The 22,215-nt window shown below is 64.7% G+C and carries 21 protein-coding genes; 19 read left to right on the forward strand and 2 right to left on the reverse strand.

From position 1 onward, the window contains the following. The first annotated feature begins 50 nt into the window (after positions 1–50). The 13 genes from dsrA to cobA all read left to right on the forward strand — a co-directional run bounded on the left by dsrA (position 51) and on the right by cobA (position 11,366). Positions 51–1,349 carry a dissimilatory-type sulfite reductase subunit alpha gene (gene dsrA / locus AAAZ40_RS05375; protein ID WP_476661526.1) on the forward strand — a complete coding sequence of 433 codons (1,299 nt, stop codon included), beginning with the start codon at positions 51–53 and terminating at the stop codon, positions 1,347–1,349. Between the two features lie 53 nt (positions 1,350–1,402). After that, positions 1,403–2,473: a dissimilatory-type sulfite reductase subunit beta gene (gene dsrB / locus AAAZ40_RS05380; RefSeq protein ID WP_476661527.1), complete on the forward strand. Its 1,071-nt coding sequence runs from the start codon at positions 1,403–1,405 to the stop codon at positions 2,471–2,473. 22 nt (positions 2,474–2,495) lie between these two features. After that, positions 2,496–2,855, forward strand: coding sequence for a sulfurtransferase complex subunit TusD (gene tusD / locus AAAZ40_RS05385; RefSeq protein WP_476661528.1), 360 nt, complete (start codon positions 2,496–2,498; stop codon positions 2,853–2,855). 84 nt (positions 2,856–2,939) lie between these two features. Then, on the forward strand, positions 2,940–3,296 hold the full coding sequence (gene tusC, locus AAAZ40_RS05390; protein ID WP_476661529.1) for a sulfurtransferase complex subunit TusC: 357 nt from the start codon (positions 2,940–2,942) through the stop codon (positions 3,294–3,296). A gap of 13 nt (positions 3,297–3,309) precedes the next feature. Then, the gene (gene tusB, locus AAAZ40_RS05395; protein WP_476661530.1) at positions 3,310–3,609 is read left to right on the forward strand and encodes a sulfurtransferase complex subunit TusB; all 300 of its coding nucleotides are present in this window, start codon (positions 3,310–3,312) and stop codon (positions 3,607–3,609) included. Between the two features lie 47 nt (positions 3,610–3,656). Next, positions 3,657–3,989, forward strand: a complete 333-nt coding sequence (locus AAAZ40_RS05400) for a TusE/DsrC/DsvC family sulfur relay protein (protein WP_476661531.1) — start codon at positions 3,657–3,659, stop codon at positions 3,987–3,989. 18 nt (positions 3,990–4,007) lie between these two features. Then, positions 4,008–4,736, forward strand: a complete 729-nt coding sequence (locus AAAZ40_RS05405) for a respiratory nitrate reductase subunit gamma (protein WP_476661532.1) — start codon at positions 4,008–4,010, stop codon at positions 4,734–4,736. An 18-nt stretch (positions 4,737–4,754) separates the two neighbouring features. Next, on the forward strand, positions 4,755–6,284 hold the full coding sequence (dsrK, locus tag AAAZ40_RS05410) for a sulfate reduction electron transfer complex DsrMKJOP subunit DsrK (RefSeq protein ID WP_476661533.1): 1,530 nt from the start codon (positions 4,755–4,757) through the stop codon (positions 6,282–6,284). Between the two features lie 52 nt (positions 6,285–6,336). Continuing rightward, complete coding sequence (locus AAAZ40_RS05415) at positions 6,337–8,289, forward strand: NAD(P)-binding protein (protein ID WP_476661534.1); 1,953 nt, start codon at positions 6,337–6,339, stop codon at positions 8,287–8,289. Positions 8,290–8,335: 46 nt separating this feature from the next. Then, positions 8,336–9,748, forward strand: a complete 1,413-nt coding sequence (locus AAAZ40_RS05420; protein WP_476661535.1) for a cobyrinate a,c-diamide synthase — start codon at positions 8,336–8,338, stop codon at positions 9,746–9,748. After that, positions 9,745–10,119: a TusE/DsrC/DsvC family sulfur relay protein gene (locus AAAZ40_RS05425; protein ID WP_476661536.1), complete on the forward strand. Its 375-nt coding sequence runs from the start codon at positions 9,745–9,747 to the stop codon at positions 10,117–10,119. Before AAAZ40_RS05420 ends, AAAZ40_RS05425 begins: the two co-directional genes overlap by 4 nt. Positions 10,120–10,131: 12 nt before the next feature. After that, positions 10,132–10,521 (forward strand): hypothetical protein, encoded by a 390-nt coding sequence (locus AAAZ40_RS05430; RefSeq protein ID WP_476661537.1) that lies wholly within the window; start codon positions 10,132–10,134, stop codon positions 10,519–10,521. Continuing rightward, positions 10,518–11,366 carry a uroporphyrinogen-III C-methyltransferase gene (gene cobA / locus AAAZ40_RS05435; RefSeq protein WP_476661538.1) on the forward strand — a complete coding sequence of 283 codons (849 nt, stop codon included), beginning with the start codon at positions 10,518–10,520 and terminating at the stop codon, positions 11,364–11,366. Before AAAZ40_RS05430 ends, cobA begins: the two co-directional genes overlap by 4 nt. Before the next feature lie 12 nt (positions 11,367–11,378). Here the strand turns inward: cobA and AAAZ40_RS05440 are convergent, their stop codons facing one another. Both AAAZ40_RS05440 and AAAZ40_RS05445 read right to left on the reverse strand, forming a co-directional pair. Continuing rightward, positions 11,379–12,104, reverse strand: coding sequence for a response regulator (locus AAAZ40_RS05440; protein ID WP_476661539.1), 726 nt, complete (start codon positions 12,102–12,104; stop codon positions 11,379–11,381). Continuing rightward, positions 12,101–13,294: a sensor histidine kinase gene (locus AAAZ40_RS05445; RefSeq protein ID WP_476661540.1), complete on the reverse strand. Its 1,194-nt coding sequence runs from the start codon at positions 13,292–13,294 to the stop codon at positions 12,101–12,103. The genes AAAZ40_RS05440 and AAAZ40_RS05445 overlap by 4 nt, the downstream gene beginning before the upstream one ends. A 302-nt stretch (positions 13,295–13,596) precedes the next feature. Here AAAZ40_RS05445 and AAAZ40_RS05450 point away from each other — a divergent pair, with 302 nt between their 5' ends. The 6 genes from AAAZ40_RS05450 (at position 13,597) to apbC (ending at position 22,205) form a co-directional block, all read left to right on the forward strand. Then, positions 13,597–16,545 carry a molybdopterin oxidoreductase family protein gene (locus AAAZ40_RS05450; protein WP_476661541.1) on the forward strand — a complete coding sequence of 983 codons (2,949 nt, stop codon included), beginning with the start codon at positions 13,597–13,599 and terminating at the stop codon, positions 16,543–16,545. Further along, positions 16,542–17,270 (forward strand): 4Fe-4S dicluster domain-containing protein, encoded by a 729-nt coding sequence (locus tag AAAZ40_RS05455; protein ID WP_476661542.1) that lies wholly within the window; start codon positions 16,542–16,544, stop codon positions 17,268–17,270. The genes AAAZ40_RS05450 and AAAZ40_RS05455 overlap by 4 nt, the downstream gene beginning before the upstream one ends. Before the next feature lie 30 nt (positions 17,271–17,300). Further along, a complete protein-coding gene (locus AAAZ40_RS05460) occupies positions 17,301–18,221 on the forward strand; it encodes a dimethyl sulfoxide reductase anchor subunit family protein (protein WP_476661543.1) in 921 nt (306 codons plus the stop codon). After that, positions 18,218–20,389, forward strand: coding sequence for a SulP family inorganic anion transporter (locus tag AAAZ40_RS05465; RefSeq protein ID WP_476661544.1), 2,172 nt, complete (start codon positions 18,218–18,220; stop codon positions 20,387–20,389). Before AAAZ40_RS05460 ends, AAAZ40_RS05465 begins: the two co-directional genes overlap by 4 nt. Next, the gene (locus AAAZ40_RS05470) at positions 20,386–21,012 is read left to right on the forward strand and encodes a Rieske 2Fe-2S domain-containing protein (RefSeq protein WP_476661545.1); all 627 of its coding nucleotides are present in this window, start codon (positions 20,386–20,388) and stop codon (positions 21,010–21,012) included. The genes AAAZ40_RS05465 and AAAZ40_RS05470 overlap by 4 nt, the downstream gene beginning before the upstream one ends. Positions 21,013–21,116: 104 nt before the next feature. Then, a complete protein-coding gene (gene apbC / locus AAAZ40_RS05475; protein WP_476661546.1) occupies positions 21,117–22,205 on the forward strand; it encodes an iron-sulfur cluster carrier protein ApbC in 1,089 nt (362 codons plus the stop codon). The last annotated feature ends 10 nt before the right edge of the window (positions 22,206–22,215 follow it).

A 22,215-nucleotide genomic window follows, 5' to 3' on the forward strand; every position in this document is an offset into this window, starting at 1 on the left:
GGTTTCAAGACCGCCGTTGTCGAAAACGGCACACCAACAGGAGACAAGTCATGGCCAAAAAGATGCACGCCACGCCGATGCTCGATGAACTCGAGAGCGGCCCATGGCCCAGTTTCGTGACCGGCCTCAAGCGGCTGGCGAGCGAAAAAGACTACATGGTTGACGTCATGGGTCAGCTCGAAACGTCCTACCGCACCCGCAAGGGCTTCTGGAAAGGGGGCACGGTGGGGGTGTTCGGCTACGGCGGCGGTGTGATCCCGCGCTTCACCGAACTCAAGGACGCCGACGGCAAGCCCCAGTTCCCGGATGCCGCCGAGTTCCACACGCTGCGCGTCATGCCGCCGGCCGGCATGCACTACGACACCGACATCCTGCGCAAGTTCTGCGACGTCTGGGAGAAGCACGGCTCGGGCCTGATCGCCTTCCACGGCCAGTCGGGCGACATCATGTTCCAGGGCGCGACCACGGCCAAGGTGCAGGACGCTTTCGACGAGATCAACGAGCTCGGTTTTGACCTCGGCGGCGCCGGGCCGGCGGTGCGCACCGCGATGAGCTGCGTCGGCGCGGCGCGCTGCGAGCAGTCGTGCTACGACGAGGCCAAGGCGCACCGCCAGGTCATCAACACCTTCCTCGACGACATCCACCGCCCGGCGCTGCCCTACAAGTTCAAGTTCAAGTTCTCGGGCTGCTCCAACGACTGCATGAACTCGATCCAGCGCTCGGACATGGCGGTTATCGGCACCTGGCGCGACAACATGCGCACCGACGAGGCCCTGGCGCGCAAGTGGTTCGACAAGCACGGCATGAACGAGCTGGTCAACGACGTCATCAACCGCTGCCCGACCAAGACCATCCAGCTCAAGGAGGTCAAGGACGTGGCGCAGGGGCCGAAGATCTCCAGCGTGAAAATCAACGACAGCCAGTGCCTGGAAATCGACAACAGCAACTGCGTGCGCTGCATGCACTGCATCAACGTCATGACCGGGGCGCTGGCGCACGGCACCGACACCGGCGCCACGATCCTGGTCGGCGGCAAGCGCACGCTCAAGATCGGCGACCTGATGGGCACGGTGGTGGTGCCCTTCATGTCGCTCAAGACCGAAGAAGACTACAAGGGCTTGGTCAAACTGGCGCAGAAGATCATCGACTTCTTTGCCGAGAACGCGCTGGAACACGAGCGCACCGGCGAGATGATCGAGCGCATCGGCCTGGTCAACTTCCTCGAAGGCATCGATCTGGAGGTGGACCCGAACATGGTTTCCACCCCGCGCACCAACCCCTATGTGCGCACCGACGGCTGGGACGAAGAGGTGGCCAAGTTCAACGCCCGCAAGCAGGCGGCCGCCTGAGCGGCGCTGGCTGCCCTCCATCCCATATACCCAACGACAACGGGAAGACCACCATGGCCCAATTGCGTACCCCCATCGAAAGCGGCGTGCCGGACAACAAAAAGTACCTGCATCCGACCCTGCTCAAAAACTATGGCAACTGGAAGTACCACGACCGGCCCCGGCCCGGCGTGCTGCACCACGTTGCGCACAATGGCGACGAAGTCTGGTCGGTGCGCGCCGGCACCCAGCGCCAGATGGACGTGCACACCATCCGCAAGCTGTGCGACATCGCCGACACCTACGCCGAAGGCCATGTGCGCTTCACCATCCGCTCGAACATCGAGTTCATCGTGTCGGACCCGAACAAGGTCGCGCCGCTGATCTCGGCCCTGACCGAGAGCGGCTTCCCGGTGGGCGGCACCGGCAACTCGGTCTCGATGATCGCGCACACCCAAGGCTGGCTGCACTGCGACATTCCGGGCACCGACGCCTCGGGCGCGGTGAAGGCGCTGATGGACGACCTGTACGAGGAGTTCATCCGCGAGGACATGCCCAACCGCGTGCACCTGTCCACCAGTTGCTGCGAGATCAACTGCGGCGGCCAGGCCGACATAGCCATCGTGATCCAGCACACCAAGCCGCCCAAGATCAACCACGACCTGGTGGCCAACGCCTGCGAGCGCCCGGCGGTGGTGGCGCGCTGCCCGGTGGCAGCCATTCGCCCGGCGCTGGTCAACGGCAAGCCCTCGCTCGAGGTGGACGAGAAGAAGTGCATCTGCTGCGGCGCCTGCTACCCACCCTGCCCACCGATGCAGATCAACGACCCGGAGCATTCCAAATTCGCCATCTGGGTCGGCGGCAAGAACTCCAACGCCCGTGGCAAACCCACCTTCATGAAGATGGTCGCTTCCGGCATCCCCAACAACCCGCCGCGCTGGCCCGAGGTGTCGGAGATCGTCAAGAAAATCCTCTACACCTACAAGGAAGATGCGCGCTCCTGGGAGCGCCTGTCGGACTGGGTGGAGCGGATCGGCTGGCCGAACTTCTTCGAGAAGTGCGATCTGCCCTTCACCAAGTACCTGATCGACGACTGGCGTGGTTCGCGTGCAAACCTGAACGCCTCGACCCACATCCGTTTCTGACCCACTTCTGCGGACCCAGCACATGAAATTCGGACTACTCGTCAGCGAGGGGCCCTACACCCATCAGGCAGCGGACAGCGCCTACCAGTTCTGCATCGCGGCCATTGCCAAGGGCCATGAAATCCAGCGCGTGTTCTTCTATCACGACGGCGTCAACAACGCCACGCGCTTGACCGATCCGCCGCAGGACGACCGCCATATCGTCAACCGCTGGTCGGCGCTGCAGGCCGAGCACAAGGTCGATCTGGTGGTGTGCGTGGCGGCGGCGCTGCGCCGCGGTATCAAGGACGAGGTGCTGGCCCCTGGCTTTCGCATCTCGGGCCTGGGTCAACTGGTGGACAGCGGGGTCAAGGCCGACCGTCTCGTGACTTTTGGGGACTGATCGGACCATGCCCACCCCTACACTTCGTACTCTGCCCCCCGCGGGGGCGCGGTCCGCCTTTGAAGCGGCCCGGGAGGAGCTGCTATGAAAAAGTTCATGTTCATCAACCGCAAGGCCCCCTACGGCACGATCTACGCGCTCGAAAGCCTCGAGGTGGTGTTGATCGCCGCCACGCTGGATCAGGACGTGAGCCTGGTTTTCATCGACGATGGCGTCTATCAGTTGGTCAAGGGCCAGCAGACCAAGGACATCGGCATCAAGAACTTCTCGCCCAGCTACCGGGCGCTGGAGGGCTACGACGTGGAGAAGCTCTATGTCGACCAGGACTCGCTTGCCCAGCGCGGACTGAGCAAGGCCGATCTGCTGGTGCCGGTCGAGGTGCTCGACAGCGCCCAGATGGCCGAGCTGATGGCGCAGCAAGACGTGCTGCTTAGTTTTTGAGGAGGGCACCGCCATGCTGCACATCGTCAACAAATCTCCCCATCAGACCCAATCGCTCGAGAGCTGCCTGCGCCTGGCCCTGCCCGGCCACGCCGTGCTGCTGATCGAAGACGGCGTCTATGCCGCCACCGCCGGCAGCCCAATCGAGGCCCGGCTGCAAGACGCTGGCAACCCGATCAAGTTCTACGCGCTCAAGCCCGATCTGGACGCGCGCGGCCTGGGTGCGCGCGCCCTGAGCGGCGTGAGCCTGGTCGACTACGGCGGCTTCGTCGATCTGGTGGCCGAACACAGCGCTTCGAACAGCTGGCTCTGAGCCTAGAACAATCCGCATTTCCATCCCTAGAACCTGAGGAGCAAACCATGAGCATCGTTATCAACGACCAAACTTTCGAGACCGACGAAGAGGGCTACCTGATCAACCTGGCCGACTGGAACAAGGAGATCGCCGAGTACATCGCCGTGGAAGAGAAGGTCGAGCTGACCGAGAACCACTGGGAGGTCATCAACTACCTGCGCGAGTACTACAACGAGTACCAGATCGCCCCGGCGGTGCGCGTGTTGACCAAGGCCATCGGCAAACAGTTCGGCGAAGAAAAGGGCAACAGCAAGTACCTCTACGACCTGTTCCCTTACGGCCCCGCCAAGCAGGCCTGCAAAATCGCTGGACTGCCCAAGCCCACCGGTTGCGTCTGAGGCGACACCCGTCAGGTAATGAGTGCTCTCTCGATTTTCTTCGCTGCGCTGTATTACTTGGCCGCCGCCATCCTGGTGGTCGGGCTGGCGTTCAAGATCCGGCAGTACGCCCTGACGCCGGCGCCGCTGAAGATTCCCCTCACGCCGGCGCCGCTCACGCGCGCCGGTGTGGGCTGGCGCCTGACGCGTGAACTGCTGTTCTTTCAGAGCCTGTTTCGCGCCAGCAAGTGGACCTGGGTCTTCAGTTGGGTGTTCCATGTCGCGCTGCTGCTGGTGTTGTTTCACCATGTGCGCTTCACCCTGGAAGAGTTCTGGTCGCCGATAGGCATGATTCCGCTCTACAACAACTACGCCAGCGTCGCCATGCTGCTCGGCTTGGCTGGCTTGTGGGCGCGGCGTTTCCTGGTGGACCGCGTGCGCTACATCTCCACCCCCTCGGACCATCTGATGCTGGCGCTGCTGGTGGCCATCGGTCTGACCGGTCTGGGCATGAACCTCTACACAGACGTGGACATTCTGGCGGTCAAGGCGTTCGTGTTTGGCCTGATGCAGTTCAGCATCTTGCCCCTGCCGGCTGAGCCGCTGCTGCTGCTGCACATGTTCCTGGTGGCCGTGCTGATGATCATCTTCCCCATCAGCAAGCTATTGCACGCCCCCGGCCTGTTCTTCAGCCCGACGCGCAACATGTCCGACAACCCGCGCGAAGCCCGGCATCTGGCCTCCTGGGCTGCGAAGCTGGACAAATAATCAGAGCCCCGATTCCCCATGGCCACCGCCGGATTCACCACCCCCAAGCTCAAGCCCTACCCGGTCATTCCGCTGATCCGGGAGGGCAGCAGCGCGCACCTCAAGCCCTTTGTGGCATCCGAGGCAATCCAGAAAAACCTGGGCTTCCCGGGCGAGCTGGTGCCAGACTGGCAAGCCAAGGCGATTGCCAAGATGGGCGAGTTGCTGGGCAAATACCGCTCGCTGCGCGTGTACATGGATGCCTGCGTGCATTGCGGCGCCTGCTCCGACAAATGCCATTACTACCTGGGCACCGAAGACCCGAAAAACATGCCGGTGGCGCGTCAAGACCTGATGCGACAGGTGTACCGCCGCTATTTCACCTTTGCGGGTAAATACTTTCCCCAACTGGTCGGCGCCAAGGATCTGACGCGCGAGGTGCTCGACGACTGGTACAGCTATTACCACCAGTGCTCGGAATGCCGCCGCTGCTCGGTCTTCTGCCCCTACGGCATCGACACCGCCGAGGTCACCATGGCCGCGCGCGAGATCATGGCCTCGATCGGCATGGGGCAGAAATATTCCAACGAAATCATCGGCAAGGTGCACCGCGTCGGCAACAACCTGGGCATCCCGGGGCCGGCGCTGGAAGACACCCTGCTGGGGCTGGAAGAAGACACCAAGGACGAAACCGGTCTGGACGTGCGCTTCCCGCTCGACGTCAAGGGCGCTGAGGTGCTGCTGATCACGCCATCGGCCGATTTCTTCAGCGAACCCCATGTGGACAGCCTGATCGGCTACGCCAAGGTGTTCCACGCCGCCGGCGTGAGCTGGACGCTCTCGAGCATGTCCAGCGAGGCGGCCAACTTCGGCATGTTCATCGGCAACTACGAGCAGATGCGCAAGATCGCGCTGCGCATCCGCCAGGCGGCGCTGGAGCTGGGTGTCAAGCGCATCGTGGTCGGCGAATGCGGTCATGCCTGGCGCGTGGCCTACAGCTTCTGGAACACGCTGGCGGGCATCGGCGCCGGTGGCCAGGATCCGTTTGCCATCGAACTGCAAAACCAGCTCGACCAGCGCTACAAGCAGCCCATGCACATCTGCGAGTTCACGCACGATCTGATCGTGCGTGGCGCACTGCGCTTCGACAAAGAGCGCAACGACGACCGCATCATCACCTTCCACGACTCGTGCAACGTGGCACGCGCCTCGCGCATGGGCGACTTCGCCGGCGGCCAGTTCACCATTCCGCGCGCGATCATCAAGGCGGTGGCCAACCACTTCCACGACATGGCACCCGAAACCATCCATGAGCGCACCTTCTGCTGCGGCGGTGGCGGTGGTCTGCTCACCGACGACCTGCTGGAGCTGCGCGTCAAAGGTGCGCTGCCCCGCATGGAAGCGCTGAAAAACGTGGTGGACGCACACGGCGTGAACTTCATGGCCACCATCTGCGCCATCTGCAAGGCGCAGTTCACCAAGGTGTTGCCGCAGTACGGCTTTGACATGAGCATGGTGGGCGGCGTGCACCAGCTCGTGAGCAAGGCCATCCGGCTTGGTGACAAGTAAGCCCCCCCGCCACGACGACCGAAGACCAGACAACGATCACAGGAGACACGATATGTCAGTTCAGACCGAAACCGTCAGCGTCAAGCCCCTCAACTTTCGGCGCTACAAGGACGGCGACCACAAGCCGGGGCCGTGGCAAAAACAGATCTTCAACGCCGATCACTCCCACAAGTGCCCGACCTACATCCAGAGCACACCGCCTTGCCAGGGCAGTTGTCCTTCGGGTGAGGACATCCGCGGTTACCTGAACATCGTGCGCGGCGTCGAAAAGCCACCGGCCGGCATGCCTTGGCAGGAATACGCCTTCCGCCGCTTGACCGAAGCCAACCCCTTCCCCTCGGTGATGGGCCGGGTCTGCCCGGCGCCGTGCGAATCGGGCTGCAACCGCAACCAGGTGGAAGACTTCGTCGGCATCAACTCGGTCGAGCACTTCCTCGGCGAGTACGCCATCGCCAACAAGCTGGCCTTCAAGAAGCCGGATTTCTCCAGCGGCAAGAAAGTGGCCGTGATCGGCGGCGGCCCGGCCGGTTTGTCCACCGCCTACCAGCTCGCGCTGCGCGGCCACGCCGTGACGCTGTTTGACGAACGCGCCGAACTCGGCGGCATGATGCGCTACGGCATCCCCGGCTTTCGGACGCCGCGCCACGTGCTCGACGCCGAGATCCAGCGCATTCTGGACCTGGGTGTGGAGGCGCGCACCAACTGCCGCATCGGCACCGACATCAGCATGGCGCAGATTCGTGCCGATTTCGACGCCGTGTTCCTGGGCATGGGCGCACAGTCCGGCCGCGGCCTGCCGGTCGAGGGCGCCGATGCGCCCAACTGCGTCACCGCCACCGCCTTCCTCAAGGCCTTCAACGACGGCCGCCTGCACCACGTGGGCAAGCGCGTGGTGGTGGTGGGGGGCGGCGACACCTCGATCGACGTCGCCACCGTGGCCCGGCGCCTCGGCCACATCGACCAAGTGCACGAGACCGACCACCCCGAGTCGGCCATCTTTGGTCACGTGGCCCACGACGTGGCTTCGGTCTCGGCCAAGCAGGGTGCCGAGGTCACGCTGACCTCGGTCTTCAGCATCGACAAGATGCAGGCCTCGAAGCACGAGGTCGAGCACGCCCTGTCCGAAGGCATTGCCATCCGCGGCGGTTGGGCGCCGGTGTGCGTGGTGCGCGGCCCGGACGGACGCGCCACGGCGCTGCGCGTGATCCGCTGCGAAGCCAAGATCGTGGGCGGCAGGTTGGAAATCAAGAACATCGCAGGCACGGAAGAAGACCTGCCGGCCGACCTGATCGTCTCGGCCATCGGCCAGGCGGTGGATTTCACCGGGCTGGAGGAGTTCAACAACGGCAAGGGCGCAGTGCCGGCCGACAAGAACTACCAGGTGCAGCCGGGGGTGTTCGCCGGCGGCGACGTCATCCGTCCGCATCTGCTGACCACGGCCATCGGTCACGGTGCCATTGCGGCCGAGGGCATCGACCGTTTCCTGCGCGGCGAGGCGCTGGACAAGCGGCCCAAGATCGACGTGCACGCCTTCGACCTGCAGCGCAAGATGATCGAGAAGGGTCTGAGCATCGGCACCGTGAAAGAACCGATACACGGCACCGACAAGAGCAACGTGGCGATCCACAACTACGACAACCGCTCCGACCGCTACGTGATCTCGCACAAGGAGCTGTTTCTCGGCCACTTCAACTACACGCCGCGCAACCGCCGCCACATCACCAACCTCACGGCCGAAGAAGCGCTGGGCAATTTTGACGAGCGCTTGCAGGCGCTGGTCGAGGCGCAGGCGCAAGCCGAGGCCAAGCGCTGCATGAGCTGCGGCCAGTGCTTCGAGTGCGACAACTGCGTCGTCTACTGCCCGCAGACCGCGGTCTTCAAGGTGCCCAAGTCGAAAGCGACCACCGGGCGCTATGTGGACACCGACTACAGCAAGTGCATCGGTTGCCACATCTGCCACGACGTTTGCCCGACCGGCTACATCCAGATGGGCCTGGGGGAGTAAGAAGCCCCTCTGCGCGACCTGTGCGCCACCCCTGAGCTTGACCGCCATGGACCGCCTGCTGATCTCCGCCGCCCACAAGTCTTCGGGCAAGACCACGGTCAGCCTGGGATTGTGCGCGGCCTTCACGTCGCGCGCGGTGGTGGTGCAGCCCTACAAGAAAGGGCCGGACTACATCGACCCGATGTGGCTGGGGCGGGCCAGCGGTCGGGCTTGCCACAACCTCGATCCCTACCTCATGCCAGCGGAGCAGATCGGCGCTGTCTTTGCCCGCCAGGCACTCGGTGCCGACCTCTGCCTCGTCGAAGGCAACAAGGGGCTCTACGACGGTCTGGCGCTCGACGGCAGCAACAGCAACGCTGCGCTGGCGCAACTGTTGGACCTGCCGGTGCTGCTGGTGATCGACGCGCGCGGCATGACGCGCGGCATTGCGCCGCTGATCCTGGGCTACCAGGCCTTTGACCGCCGCATCCGCATCGGTGGCGTGATCCTGAACCGGCTGGGTGGCAGCCGACACGAAGCCAAGTTGCGCGCCGTGATCGAGCATTACACCGACGTGCAGGTGCTGGGCGCGATCGCCGAAGACGCCGACCTGGCGCTGAGCGAACGCCACCTGGGCCTGATGCCGAGCAACGAACATGCCGATGCCGCGCGGCTGATTGCCCGCATAGGCGAGCGCATCGCGCTGCAGGTCGATCTGGAGCGGGTGCGCGCGCTCGCCGCCAGTGCGCCAGCGCTGAACCTCTCGCCCTTGCCCAAGGCACCTGTCACCAGCACGGCCCAGCGCGTGCGCATCGCCCTGGCGCAGGATCGGGCCTTTGGCTTTTACTACCCAGACGACCTGCAGGCCTTGCGCGACGCGGGCGCCGAGCTGCTGCCGTTCGACACCCTGAGCGACCCGGCGCTGCCCGAGGCCATCGATGGCTTGTACATCGGCGGCGGTTTCCCCGAGCTGTTCATGGACGCCCTGCAGGCCAACGTCGCGCTGCGTGCGCAGATCGCGGCGTCGATTGCGGCCGGTCTGCCCACCTACGCCGAATGCGGCGGACTGATGTACCTGGCGCGCTCGCTGCAATGGCGTGACAAGCGTTGCGCGATGGTCGGTGCCGTGGCCGGCAATGCCACGCTGCACGACAAACCGGTGGGACGCGGCTACGTGCACCTGAGCGCCAGCGGGCACATGCCTTGGGCCGGACTGCAAGGCCAGGGCATCCGCGCCCACGAATTCCACTACTCCAGCCTGGACGGCTTGCCCGCTGACACGCGCTACGCCTGGCGCGTCACACGCGGCCATGGCATCGATGGACGGCACGACGGCATCGTGCAACACAACCTGCTCGCCTCCTACACCCATCTGCGCAGCGTGGCGGGCACCGACTGGGCGCGTCACTTTGTCGATTTCGTGCGCGCCCAGCGGGTGCAGAATGCGCACTTGGATCCGCATGAAAGGCTCGCCGCATGAACGCCACGCTCACACCCCCGACCGACGTATTCACCCGCATCCTGATGGTCAACGGCAAGCCGATCGAGACCGATTCCGAAGGCTACCTGCGCAACCTCGGCGACTGGTCCGAAGACTTCGTGCGCGCGCTGGCCGCACAAGAAGGGCTGACGCTGACGGCCGAGCACTGGGAATTGGTGCACTACCTGCGTGCCTACTACGCCGAGCATGGCGTGCAGGCCCAGGTGCGTGCCATGATCAAGCATTTCACCCAGGTCTGGGGGCCCGAGCGCGGCAGCAACCACTACCTGCACGATCTTTTTCCGCGCGGCGGTCCGCAGAAGCAGGGCAACCGTCTGGCCGGCCTGTTGCGCACCAAAGGCGAACACTGAAAGGCAGCAAATATGTTTACCCTGACACCTGCAGCAGCACAGCAGATACGGCAGGCCGCCCTTGAGAGCGATGCCGAACAACTGGCCCTGCGCGTCGCGGCCCGGCGCATGGCCGATGGCTCCATCGACTACGGCATGGGTTTTGACGCGGTGGCCGAGAACGACGCGCGTCTGCTGCTGGAGGACGTGGCGGTGGTGATCGCCGCCGCCCACGTCGATCTGCTGGAAGACACGGTGCTCGATTTCGTCGAGATGGAGCCGGGGCAGTTCAACTTCATTTTCGTCAACCAGCAGCCAGAGGCCGAGGCTCCCGCTGCCAGCGGCTGCAGCACCGGTGGCGGTTGTGGCAACGGCGGCTGCGCACCCAGTGGCGGTTGTGGCCCACGGAGCACAAGCGCATGAGCATTCGACCTGCGCCACAGCGCTCCAGCGGCTGCGTCTATTTGGTGGGCGCCGGGCCAGGTGATCCGGAACTGCTCACCCTCAAGGCGGTGCGCTTGCTGGAGCGGGCCGACGTCGTCGTTTACGATAACCTCGTCTCTTCGGGGGTGCTGGACTTGGCTGCACCCGAGGCGCGGCGCATTTTTGCCGGCAAGCGCCGCAACGAGCACACCCTACGCCAAGAGCAGATCAACGCCTTGCTGGTGCAGCTGGCGCGCGAGGGCAAGCAGGTGGTGCGGCTCAAAGGGGGCGATCCCTTCGTGTTCGGGCGCGGCGGCGAAGAAATGCAGGAGCTCGCCGCGCACGGCGTACACTTCGAGGTCATCCCCGGCGTGACCGCCGCCTGTGGCGTGGCCAGCTACGCCGGTATTCCGCTCACGCACCGCGACCACGCGCAGGGCTGTCTGTTCGTCACCGGCCACCTGAAGGACGGCAGCGCGAACCTGGACTGGGAGGCGCTGGTGCGCCCGAACCAGACGGTGGTGATCTACATGGGGCTCAACGCCCTGCCCGACATCTGCCGCCAGTTGATGGCGCACGGAGCCCCTGCCACGCGACCGATTGCCGTCGTGCAGCACGGCACCCTGTCCACGCAGCAGGTGCTCACCGGCACCCTGAGCGACCTGCCGGCCAAGGTGGCGGACAGCGGCTTCACCTCACCCAGTCTGCTGATCGTCGGCAACGTGGTCAAGCTGCACGGAACCTTGAACTGGTTCGACCCGCAGACGGGGGCGACCAGCTACCTGCCCCCCGGACACCTCGAGAATTTGCAGTTTCCGATGCTGAACGCGGCGGCGGCCAACTGAAGCCCAGAACCTTCAGTTCGACCGCCGTTCGGAGGCGTTTTCCAGCTCTGCGCCCCTGGGCGAAGGGTCGCTCGAGGTGCGGTGCTGGAATGCGAACACGGCCGCTTCCACACGCGAACTCAGGTCGAGCTTGGCCATGATGTGGCGCACGTGCAGCTTGACGGTGTTGTGGCTGATGTCCAGCGCCCGCGCTATCACCTTGTTGCTCATGCCGCGCACCACATGGTCCAGTACCTGGCGCTCGCGCTCGGTCAGGGTGTCCATCAGATCGCGCTTGACCGCACCCTTTTGCCCGCTCTGCCACATCTGTGCCAGCTTGGGGGCCATGGACGGGGCCACCACCAGTTCGCCGCGCGCAGCCCGGCCGATGGATTCGATCACGTCGTCGGGGTCCATGTCCTTGAGCAGATAACCGCGTACACCGGCGCGCAGCGCCGCCGACAGGTCGTCTTCGCTGTTGCTCATGGTCAGCACCACCACCGGCACCTCGATGCCCTCGGTGCGCACCGCGCGCAAAATGCTCAGGCCGTTGTCTGGGCCCAGGCTCAAATCCAGGACCATCAGATCGGGCTGGAACTCGCGCAGCAAAGGAATCACCCGTGCCCCCTCGCCGGTGGCCGCGACGACCACCATGCCGCTGCGGTTCTGCAGCAGTTCGGACAAGCCGCTGCGGCACATGGCGTGGTCGTCGACCAGCATCACGCGGGTCTGCATGGCTTTCGTGGCGGGTGTCGTCATGCCGTGCGCCCTGCGGCCACATGGGAGGTCGGCAGCAGCAGGCGCACGCGGGTGCCGCCCCCGGCGTTGTCCCCCACCTCCAGGCTTGCCCCCAGGCGCTGGGCGCGGCTGTGCATGATATCCAAGCCAAAATGGCCGGACGAGGTCAGCGCCTTGGCGCTGGTCACGAGGGTGGAGACGCTGGGCGTGACCATGCCCAGGCCGTCGTCCTCGATCACGAACTCCAGGCCCGCCGGGGTCTTGTTGATGGCCACCGCTGCGTGCCGGGCCATGGAGTGTTTGGCGATGTTGGCCAGGCATTCCTGCACGATGTGGAACACCTGGATTTCCTGCTCATCGGAGAGGTTCAGATGGGGAACCGTGTTGCGAATCTCCAGCGCGATGCCGTTGCGGTCGAAGAAGCCCTCGGCGATGCCTTGCAACGCATGCAGCAGGCCCAGCGGATCCATGCGCGTGCGAAAGTAGGTCATGACCTCGCGCAGGTTGTCGTGCACCTCGCTCACCGCCTGCTTGACGTCTCCAAAATACTTGATCGCCTTCGGGTCGTCGTGGGCCAAAATGGCGTCGTTCAGCAGAGGCAGGCGCATGCGCGCGTAAGCCACGGTCTGCGCGATCGAATCGTGCACTTCGTTGACCATTTCCTGGCGTTCCTTCATCACCGTCATGCGCAGCCGCTCGCGCTCGATGCGGGCATTGTGCAACGCAAGCCCCAGCAGCCGACCGATCAACCTCAGCATGGTCTGCGTGGCCGCCGGCAGCTCGACCCTGGAGGCAAAAAACAGGTTGTAAATCCCGAGCACCTCGCCGGCGTGCGAGAGCGAGATCGCCAGCACGCCCTGGCATTGTCCGCCAAAATAATGGCCACCGCCTTGCCGGCCGCAGGATTGCAGATCGTCCACCCAGCCCAGCACGTCGCCCCCGAATGCCGTGCCGCACATGCCACAGCCACGGCCGACCAGGCGTTCGGCCTCGAGTACGTGGGGGGGCAAGCCCTGCTGCGCCACCAGCCGCATGTGTTTGCGGTCATCGGTGAGCACGCGCACGGCACCCGCCTGGGCGCCTGCCAGCGCAGCAATGGAGACCAGGAATTGCTGCAGCAGCAGCTCCAGGTCGTCGTCTGACTTCCCGTGCGGCGCCGCTTTCAGAAGGGTGCCGCTCTCTTGGAGTGGGTAGGCAGTGAGCGTGGACATGTCGCAAGTGGCGCCCGGTTGGGCGCTTGGTATCAGCAGCAAAGAGCATTGTAGAACGCAAGCCTGCATTTCTTACTTGCTGAAAACCCGTACTTGCCGGGGGTGGCTGCAGTGGGTTTGGCGTCTGGCTTGGCGCTGCGCACCGTGGCGCTACCCATCTGGGTGATGCGGGGTTACCCGTGGCGGTGATAGACTGAAAAGCGTTCCCAGACTCTAATGGAGTCTCTTTCCGCGGTCCGACCCGTGCAATGCGGGGGTGGACGATTTGCATGGCTCCGTTTTCAGTGAATAAACCCCAACGCATGTCAGTCACACCGCTTCACGATCCCTGCAGCCCACCTTTGCCAGGTGCCACGACCGAGATACGCAACACCACCTGCTACATGTGCGCCTGCCGTTGCGGCATCCGGGTGCATCTGCGCAACGGCGAAGTGCGCTACATCGACGGCAACCCCGATCACCCGCTCAACCAAGGCGTGATCTGCGCCAAGGGTTCGTCGGGCATCATGAAGCAGTACTCGCCTGCGCGGCTCACGCAGCCGCTGCGCCGCAAGGCCGGCAGCGAACGCGGCGCCGCCGAGTTTGAGCCCATCAGCTGGGACGAAACCTTCCAGATCCTCGAAGACCGCCTGCGCCACTTGCGCAGCACCGACCCAAAGCAGTTCGCGCTGTTCACCGGGCGCGACCAGATGCAGGCACTCACCGGCCTGTTCGCGCGCCAGTTCGGCACCCCCAACTACGCGGCGCACGGTGGTTTTTGCTCGGTCAACATGGCCGCCGGCATGATCTACACCATCGGCGGCTCGTTCTGGGAATTCGGTGGCCCCGATCTGGAGCGCGCCAAGCTGTTCGTGATGATCGGCACCGCCGAAGACCACCACAGCAACCCGATGAAAACGGCGCTGTCCAGGTTCAAGCGCCAAGGCGGTCGGTTTGTGAGCATCAACCCGGTGCGCACCGGATATTCGGCCATCGCCGACGAGTGGGTGCCGATCAAGCCCGGCACCGACGGCGCGCTGCTGCTGGCCTTGGTGCACGAGATCATTGCGCTCGGGCTGTACGACCGCGAGTTCTTGGCGCGCTACACCAACGCCGGCCAACTGGTGAACCAGAACGCCGACAGCGACGACTTTGGCCTGATGCTGCGCAACGCCGAGGGCGACATCGTCAACCCGCTGCGCCCGGCCAACTTCTACTGGTGGGATCGCCACAGCCAAGCGCCGGTGGCCGACCACGCCGAGGGCACCGACCCGGCGCTGCTGGGCCACTTCCAGATGCCCGACGGCACACCCGCTGTGCCCGCCTTCCAGCTGTTGCAGGAGCGCGTCAAACCCTACACGGCCGACTGGGCCGAAGGCATCACCGGCATCCCGGCCAACACCATCCGCCGTCTGGCGCGCGAGATGGGCATCACCGCGCGCGACCAGAAAATCGAGCTGCCCATCGCCTGGACCGACAGCTGGGGCAAGCGCCACGAATCCGTGACCGGCAACCCGGTGGCCTTCCACGCCATGCGCGGCCTGGCGGCGCACAGCAACGGCTTTCATACCATCCGCACGCTGGCGATTTTGATGAGCCTGCTGGGCACCATCGACCGCCCGGGGGGCTTTCGCCACAAGGCGCCCTACCCGCGTGCCGTGCCGCCCAATGCGCGCCCGCCCAAGGGACCCGAGGCGGTGAAACCCGACACACCGCTCAACGGCGCGCCATTGGGCTGGCCCGAGAGCCCGGACGATCTGTTCGTGAACGACCAGGGCGAGCCGGTGCGCATCGACAAGGGCTTCAGCTGGGAGCACCCGCTCTCGGCCCACGGCCTGATGCACAGCGCCATCACCAACGCCTGGCGCGGCGACCCGTACCCGATCGACACGCTGATGATCTTCATGGCCAACATGGCCTGGAACTCGACGATGAATACGTCCGAAGTCCGCAAGATGCTCAACGACAAGCGCGAGGATGGCGAGTACAAGATCCCCTTCCTGGTGGTGTGCGACGCCTTCCAGAGCGAGATGACGGCCTATGCCGATCTGATCCTGCCCGACACCACCTACCTGGAGCGGCACGACTGCATGTCGCTGCTCGACCGACCCATCAGCGAGTTCGACGGCCCGATGGATGCGGTGCGCATTCCCGTGCTGCCGCCCACCGGCCAGTGCAAACCCTTCCAGGACGTGATCGTCGAGCTGGCCTCGCGGCTCAAGCTGCCGGCCTTCACGGCAGCCGACGGCAGCCGCAAGTTCCGCGACTACCCCGACTTCATCGTCAACTACGAAACCGCGCCAGGTTCCGGCATCGGCTTCCTGGCCGGCTGGCGTGGCAAGGGTGGCGAAAAAAGCATGCGCGGCGAGCCCAACCCGAAGCAGTGGGAGATGTACGAAAAGAACAACTGCGTCTTTCACCACCAGCTCGAACCGGCACAGCAGTACATGCGCAACTGGAACGACAACTACATGCGCTGGGCCCAAGGCGTGGGGCTGCGACGCGACCGCGACCCGGTCGTCATCCACATCTATTCCGAGTTCATGCAGCGCTTTCGCTTGGCCGCACAGGGCAAGAAGCCCACGGGCCAGGGCAGCAAACAGCCGCCGCAGCGCCTGCGCGAACGCGTGAGCACCTACTTCGACCCGTTGCCGTTCTACTTCGCGCCGCTCGAAGAGCAGGCCACCGACAGGACGCGTTACCCACTCAACGCGGTAACGCAACGTCCGATGGCGATGTACCACTCCTGGGATTCGCAGAACGCCTGGCTGCGCCAGATCCACACCCACAACTACCTGTTTGTCAACGCCCGCACCGCGCAGGCCCAGGGCATCAGCGACGGCGGCTGGATGTGGGTCGAGTCGCCTTGGGGCAAGGTGCGCTGCATGTGCCGCTACAGCGAAGCGGTGGAGCCCGGCACGGTCTGGACTTGGAACGCCATCGGCAAGGCCGCCGGCGCTTGGAACCTCAGCACTGACGCCAACGAATCGCAACGCGGCTTCCTACTCAACCACCTGATCAAGGAAGAGTTGCCCGCTGCCAACGGCTTGACGGTCTCGAATAGCGACCCGATCACCGGACAAGCCGCTTGGTACGACGTGCGCGTGCGCATCTATCCGGCGGGCGCCGATGAACCCGAGCAGACTTGGCCACAGGCCGAGCGGCCCATGACGGTGGTGCCGGGCATGAGCGAAGCGCCCAAGCGCCGCGCCTGGATGGCAGGCTTGGGCATGGGCAAGCCGAAGGGCACCAACGTGGAGGGCGCGGCATGACTCAGCTTGCTTTGGTCATCGACCTCAATGTCTGTGTGGGTTGCCACGCCTGCGTCACCAGCTGCAAGCAGTGGAACACCTCCGGCGCCGGCGGTCCGCTGGTGGACGACAACCCCTATGGCGCCGACCCCACCGGCACCTTCTTCAACCGGGTGCAGACCTTCGAGGTCGGCGAGTTCCCCAACACCCAGACGGTGCACTTCCCCAAGAGCTGCCTGCACTGCGAAGACCCACCCTGCGTGCCGGTGTGCCCCACCGGTGCCAGCTACAAGCGCGCCGAAGACGGCATCGTGTTGGTCGATATGGACAAGTGCATCGGCTGCAAGTATTGCAGTTGGGCCTGCCCGTATGGGGTGCGCGAGTTCGACGAAGGCAGCAAGGTGATGACCAAGTGCACCCTGTGTGTGGACCGCGTCACCAGCACCACGCTGCCCGAGGCCGAACGCCAGCCCGCTTGCGTGCTGGCCTGTCCGGCCAAGGCGCGCCTGTTTGGCGACGTGCACGACCCCGAGTCGGTGGTGTCGGTGGCCATCCGGGAGCAGGGCGGTTATGCCCTGATGCCCGAATGGAGCACCCGACCCTCCAACCATTACCTGCCACGCAAGCGCACCGAAATCACGATCCATGCGGAAGACCTGGTCCGGGTGGACAACCCACTCAAGATCGACGGCAAGCTGCCCGAACTGCCCCAGCAGGGCGCGGGCCGTGAAGACTTTGCAACTTGACGGACTCCCACTGTACCACCGCGAACCATCATGAATCCAGCTTTCTCGGTCATCTTCTTCACCACACTGATCGGCGCGGCGCAGGGTCTGTTCCTCGCCTTGTTCGGCGCGCAACTGGCCGACCTGGCAACGCCTGCCTTCCTGGTCACCGGCGGCGCCGTGGCGCTGGCGCTGACCGTGGCCGGCCTGGTGGCCTCGTTCTTCCACCTGGGTCGGCCCGAACGCGCCTGGCGCACGGCCACCATGTGGCGCACCTCGTGGCTGAGCCGTGAGGTGATCGCGCTGCCGCTGTTCATGGGCACGCTGTTCCTGTGGACGCTGGATCATGTGCTGGGTTTGGGTTATACCTTGGTGCTGGGCGGATTCACGGCGTTGGCCAGCGTCGCCCTGTTCGTCTGCACGGCCATGATCTACGCGTGCATCAAGTTCCTGCAGGAGTGGGCCAGCCCGTACACGCTGGTGAACTACACCTTATTGGGTTTGGCCTCGGGCTGCACGCTGGCCACCGCGCTGGCGGGTCTGATGGCACCGGAGATGATTGGGTTCTTTGGTGCCGCCGCGCTCTTGTTCACGGCGTTCGGGTTGGTGAGCCGCTGGCTGTCGCTGCTGCGCAATGCGCGCCTGGTGCCGCGCTCCACGCTGCAATCGGCTATCGGCATCCGCCACCCCAAGATCACCCAACGCGCCCAAGGCTTCATGGGCGGCTCATTCAACACGCGCGAGTTCTTCCATGGCAAGACGCCCGGCGTGCTGCGCAGCGTGAAGTGGGCCTTCCTGCTCGGCGCCTTCGTCTTGCCGCTGGCGCTGGTGGCGCTGGGCATCGTGTCGGCCTCGGCCGGCCTGTTGGTGCTGGCCTTTGCAGTGCAGTACCTGGGCCTGCTGGCCGAGCGCTGGTTCTTCTTCGCGCAGGCCAACCATCCGCAGAATCTGTATTACCAAACGGTGTCATGAGCGCACCCGGCAGCTCACGCTGGGCGCGCTTCTTCCCGTTCCTGGATTGGTTCCCGGTCAGCTTTCTGCTCCTGCGCAGCGACCTGATCGCTGGCATCACCGGCGCGCTGGTGCTGGTGCCCAAAGCGATGGCCTACGCGCAGCTCTCTGGGCTGCCGGTTCACTTCGGTCTGTACGTGGCGCTGGTGCCAGCCATCATCGCTGCGCTGTGGGGCTCGTCGCGCCAGCTCTCCACCGGGCCGGTGGCGATCATTTCCCTGATGACGGCGGCGGCGATCACGCCCTTGGCAGCGCCTTTTTCTGCCGAGTTCATCGAGTTGGCGTTGCTGCTGACCTTGATGGTGGGGATCATACAGTTCGCGCTTGGTGCCTTCAAGCTCGGAACGATCGTCAACTTCGTCTCGCACCCGGTGATCCTGGGCTTCATGAACGCGGCGGCGATCATCATCGCGCTGTCGCAACTGAACATGCTGCTGGGCATCCCCAAGGGCAGCAGCGGCTCGTTTCTGGGCGACGTCTGGGCAACGCTCAGCTTCTTGCCGCAGACGCACCTGCCGACGCTGGGCATGGCGATTTTCGCGCTGGCGCTGATGCTGGTGCTCAAGCGCATCGGGCCGATTTCCAAGCTCAGCGTGCTGATTGCGGTGGCGGTGACCATTGTCGTCAGCGCGCTGATCGGCTATGGGCAAAAGACGCAGGCGCGCATTGACCAGGTCGTCGACGCGCCGCTGCGCGAGTCCTTGCTCGCCTACGAGCAGACCAGGCAGCGCATCGGCGCGCTCAACGCCCAAGCCGCCGAGCAGGCGGCGCGCCTGCGTGCCCTGCCCGAAACGGATTGGCGCGCCATGGCCGAGTTGCGGCACGCCTTGCATCTGAGTGAGCTCGACGCGGCCGACCTCGCCGCTGAGAACCAGCAGCGCTGGCGCGAGCTGTCGCGCCTGCGGCTCGCACGCATCGAGGCACCTGCAGGGGGCGAGGCCCGCTTCGCACTGCCCAGCCAAGTGGGCGCCGACGTTCAGACCGACGGACGCAGTTGGCGCATCGTCGGCTTGAGCGATGGCCAACTGCAGCTCTCGGGCGGTGGCGAGGTCGTCGGCCACATCCCGCAAGGCCTGCCGGAGCTGCGCTTGCCCAGCATCGGCTTCGATGCCTTCCTGTCGCTGTTGAGTGCGGCGGTGGTGATCGCCCTGGTGGGCTTCATGGAGTCGATGGCCATGGCCAAGGCCCTGGCGGCCAAGACGCGGCAACGGCTGGACCCCAACCAGGAGCTGCTCGGCCAGGGTCTGGCCAACTTCGCGGGCTCGTTCTTTCAGGCCTATCCGGCCAGTGGCTCGTTCACCGGCTCGGCGATCAACCTGCAGGCTGGTGCCAAGACCGGTTTTGCGATGGTCTTCAACGCCCTGTTCGTGGCCGCGACCCTGCTCTTTCTCACGCCCTTGCTCTACCACCTGCCCAAGGCCACCCTGGGCGTGATCATCCTGCTGGCGGTCACGAGCCTGATCACCCCGGCGGCGCTCAAGCACACCTGGCGCGCCAACCGCGCCGACGGTGTGGTGGCCGCCATCACCTTCGTCGTCACCTTGGTGGCGGCCCCGCACCTCGACCAGGGCATACTGATCGGTGCCGGGCTGGCGGTGCTGCTCTACCTGTGGCGCACGATGAAGCCGCGCGTGGCGGTGCTCGGGCGCCATCCCGACGGGGTGCTGCGCGACGTGCAGGTGCATCCGGACCTGCCTACCAGCCCCGAGGTGCTGGCGCTGCGTTTCGATTCCACGCTGTACTTCGCCAACGCCGCGTTCTTCGAGTCGCAGGTGCTCGACGAGCTGGCGAAGAAGCCCACTGCCAGCCACTTGCTGATCGTGGCCAATGGCATCAACCAGATGGACGCCTCGGGCGAGGAGGTGGTGCGCCACATCGTCGAGCGCCTGCGCGCCGGTGGCATCCGAGTCGTTTTTTGCGGCGTCAAGAAGCAGGTGCTGGACGTGATGCGACGCACCGACCTGGACCAACTGATCGGTGCCGACAACTTGTACCCGAACGAGGAACAGGCGCTGACGGCCATCTACGCCAGCCTCGGCCGCGACGGGCGGGGCGAATTGCTGCCGCTGGCCGCCCTGTCTTTTTCACCCCTTCCCTCAACCCCAAACGGACCTCAGCCAACCCCATGAGTGACGCTCTCAACTACCTCGTGAAAACCCGCGGTGAAACGCTGGGCCACTACTTTGCCTTTCTCAAGGGCTGCGGCACCCACCTCGACCCCAAGACGCGCAACCTGATCTCGGTCATCACCAAGGTCGACGCCCAGACCGAGCGCGGCTTTCGGCAGTACCTCGGTCGGGCGCTGCGCGAGGGCTGCACCCCCATGGAGGTGCTGGACGCGCTGCTGATGGCCTTTCCCACCTTGGGGTTGGCGAAAATTGTCTGGGCCGTGGACATCATCCTGGACATGAACATCCCCGGCTTTGAGCCCGAGGCACTGACCCAGCAGCCGCAGTGGCACGACGTGATGGCCAGCGCCGACGCAATTGAAGGCGAAGTGATCCGCACCGAATGCGACGGCCGCGGCCTGTTTGTCTATCGCAGCCAGCAAACCGTCCAGGTGTTCGACAGCCGCTGCCCGCACCAAAGCACCGACATCCCCGAACTGGCCCTGAGCGGCAGCACCCTGACCTGCCCCAAGCACCAGTGGGAGTTCGACGCCCACAGCGGCGCCTGCGTCAAGAAGGGCAACAGCCCGCTCAAGCGCTTTGAAGCCAAAGTCGAGGCCGGGCGCATTCTGGCGTTCTGGTAAATCCGCCGCGTCGGTGTCGGCGGCGGCACAGAAGGGCATGAAGACATGAGGGAATTCAGGTCTTCATTAAAATTCGCAAGGTCAAATCAATACACTGGAGCATCATGGCTGTTTCTGAAATTCAGGTGCAAACTGCACTGAAAGCGTTGCTCGACCCGAATACGCACAAAGATTACGTATCGACCAAATCCGTACGCAACCTCAAGATCGACGGCAATGCCATCTCGCTGGATATTTTGTTGAGCTATCCGGCGCAAAGCCAGTTGGCTGCCATCAAGCAGCAGGTCGAGTCCGCGCTCCAAGGCATCGACGGCGTCAGCAACGCCAATGTCAATGTCGGTTTCAAGGTCGTTGCGCACAGCGTGCAGCGTGGCGTCAAGATGATTCCCAACGTCAGGAACGTCATTGCGGTTGCGTCCGGCAAGGGCGGCGTCGGCAAGTCCACCACCGCCGTCAACCTGGCGCTGGCGCTGGCCGCCGAAGGCGCGCGCGTCGGCATGCTGGACGCCGACATCTACGGTCCGTCGCAGCCCACCATGTTGGGCATCAGCGGCAAGCCCGAATCCATCGACGGCAAGAACATCGAGCCCATGCTCGGTCACGGCATCCAGACGATGTCGATCGGCTTCCTGATCGACGTTGAAACCCCGATGGTGTGGCGTGGCCCGATGGTCTCGCAGGCGCTGGAGCAACTGGTCAACAACACCAATTGGAACGATCTCGACTACCTGGTGGTGGATCTGCCGCCGGGCACGGGCGACGTCCAGCTCACGCTGGCGCAGCGCGTGCCGGTGACCGGGGTGGTGATCGTCACCACGCCGCAGGACATTGCGCTGATCGACGCGCGCAAGGGCCTCAAGATGTTCGAGAAGGTCGGTGTTCCGATCATCGGCCTGGTCGAAAACATGAGCCTGCACATCTGCTCGAACTGCGGCCACGAGGAGCGCATTTTCGGCGAAGGCGGCGGCGTGCGCATGTGCGAGGACTACCACGTCGAGTTTCTGGGCGCGCTGCCGCTCGACCGCGCGATCCGTGCCGACACCGATTCCGGCAAGCCCTCGGTGGTGTCCGATCCGCATGGCCGCGTGGCCGACATCTACAGACAGATTGCGCGCCGGGTGGCGGTCAAAATTGGTGAGGCGGCGGTGGACCATTCCAACAAGTTCCCGCACATCGTCGTCTCCAACACCTGAAGGGCAGGCT

It is taken from the genome of Serpentinimonas sp. SMBJO2, assembly GCF_056341105.1.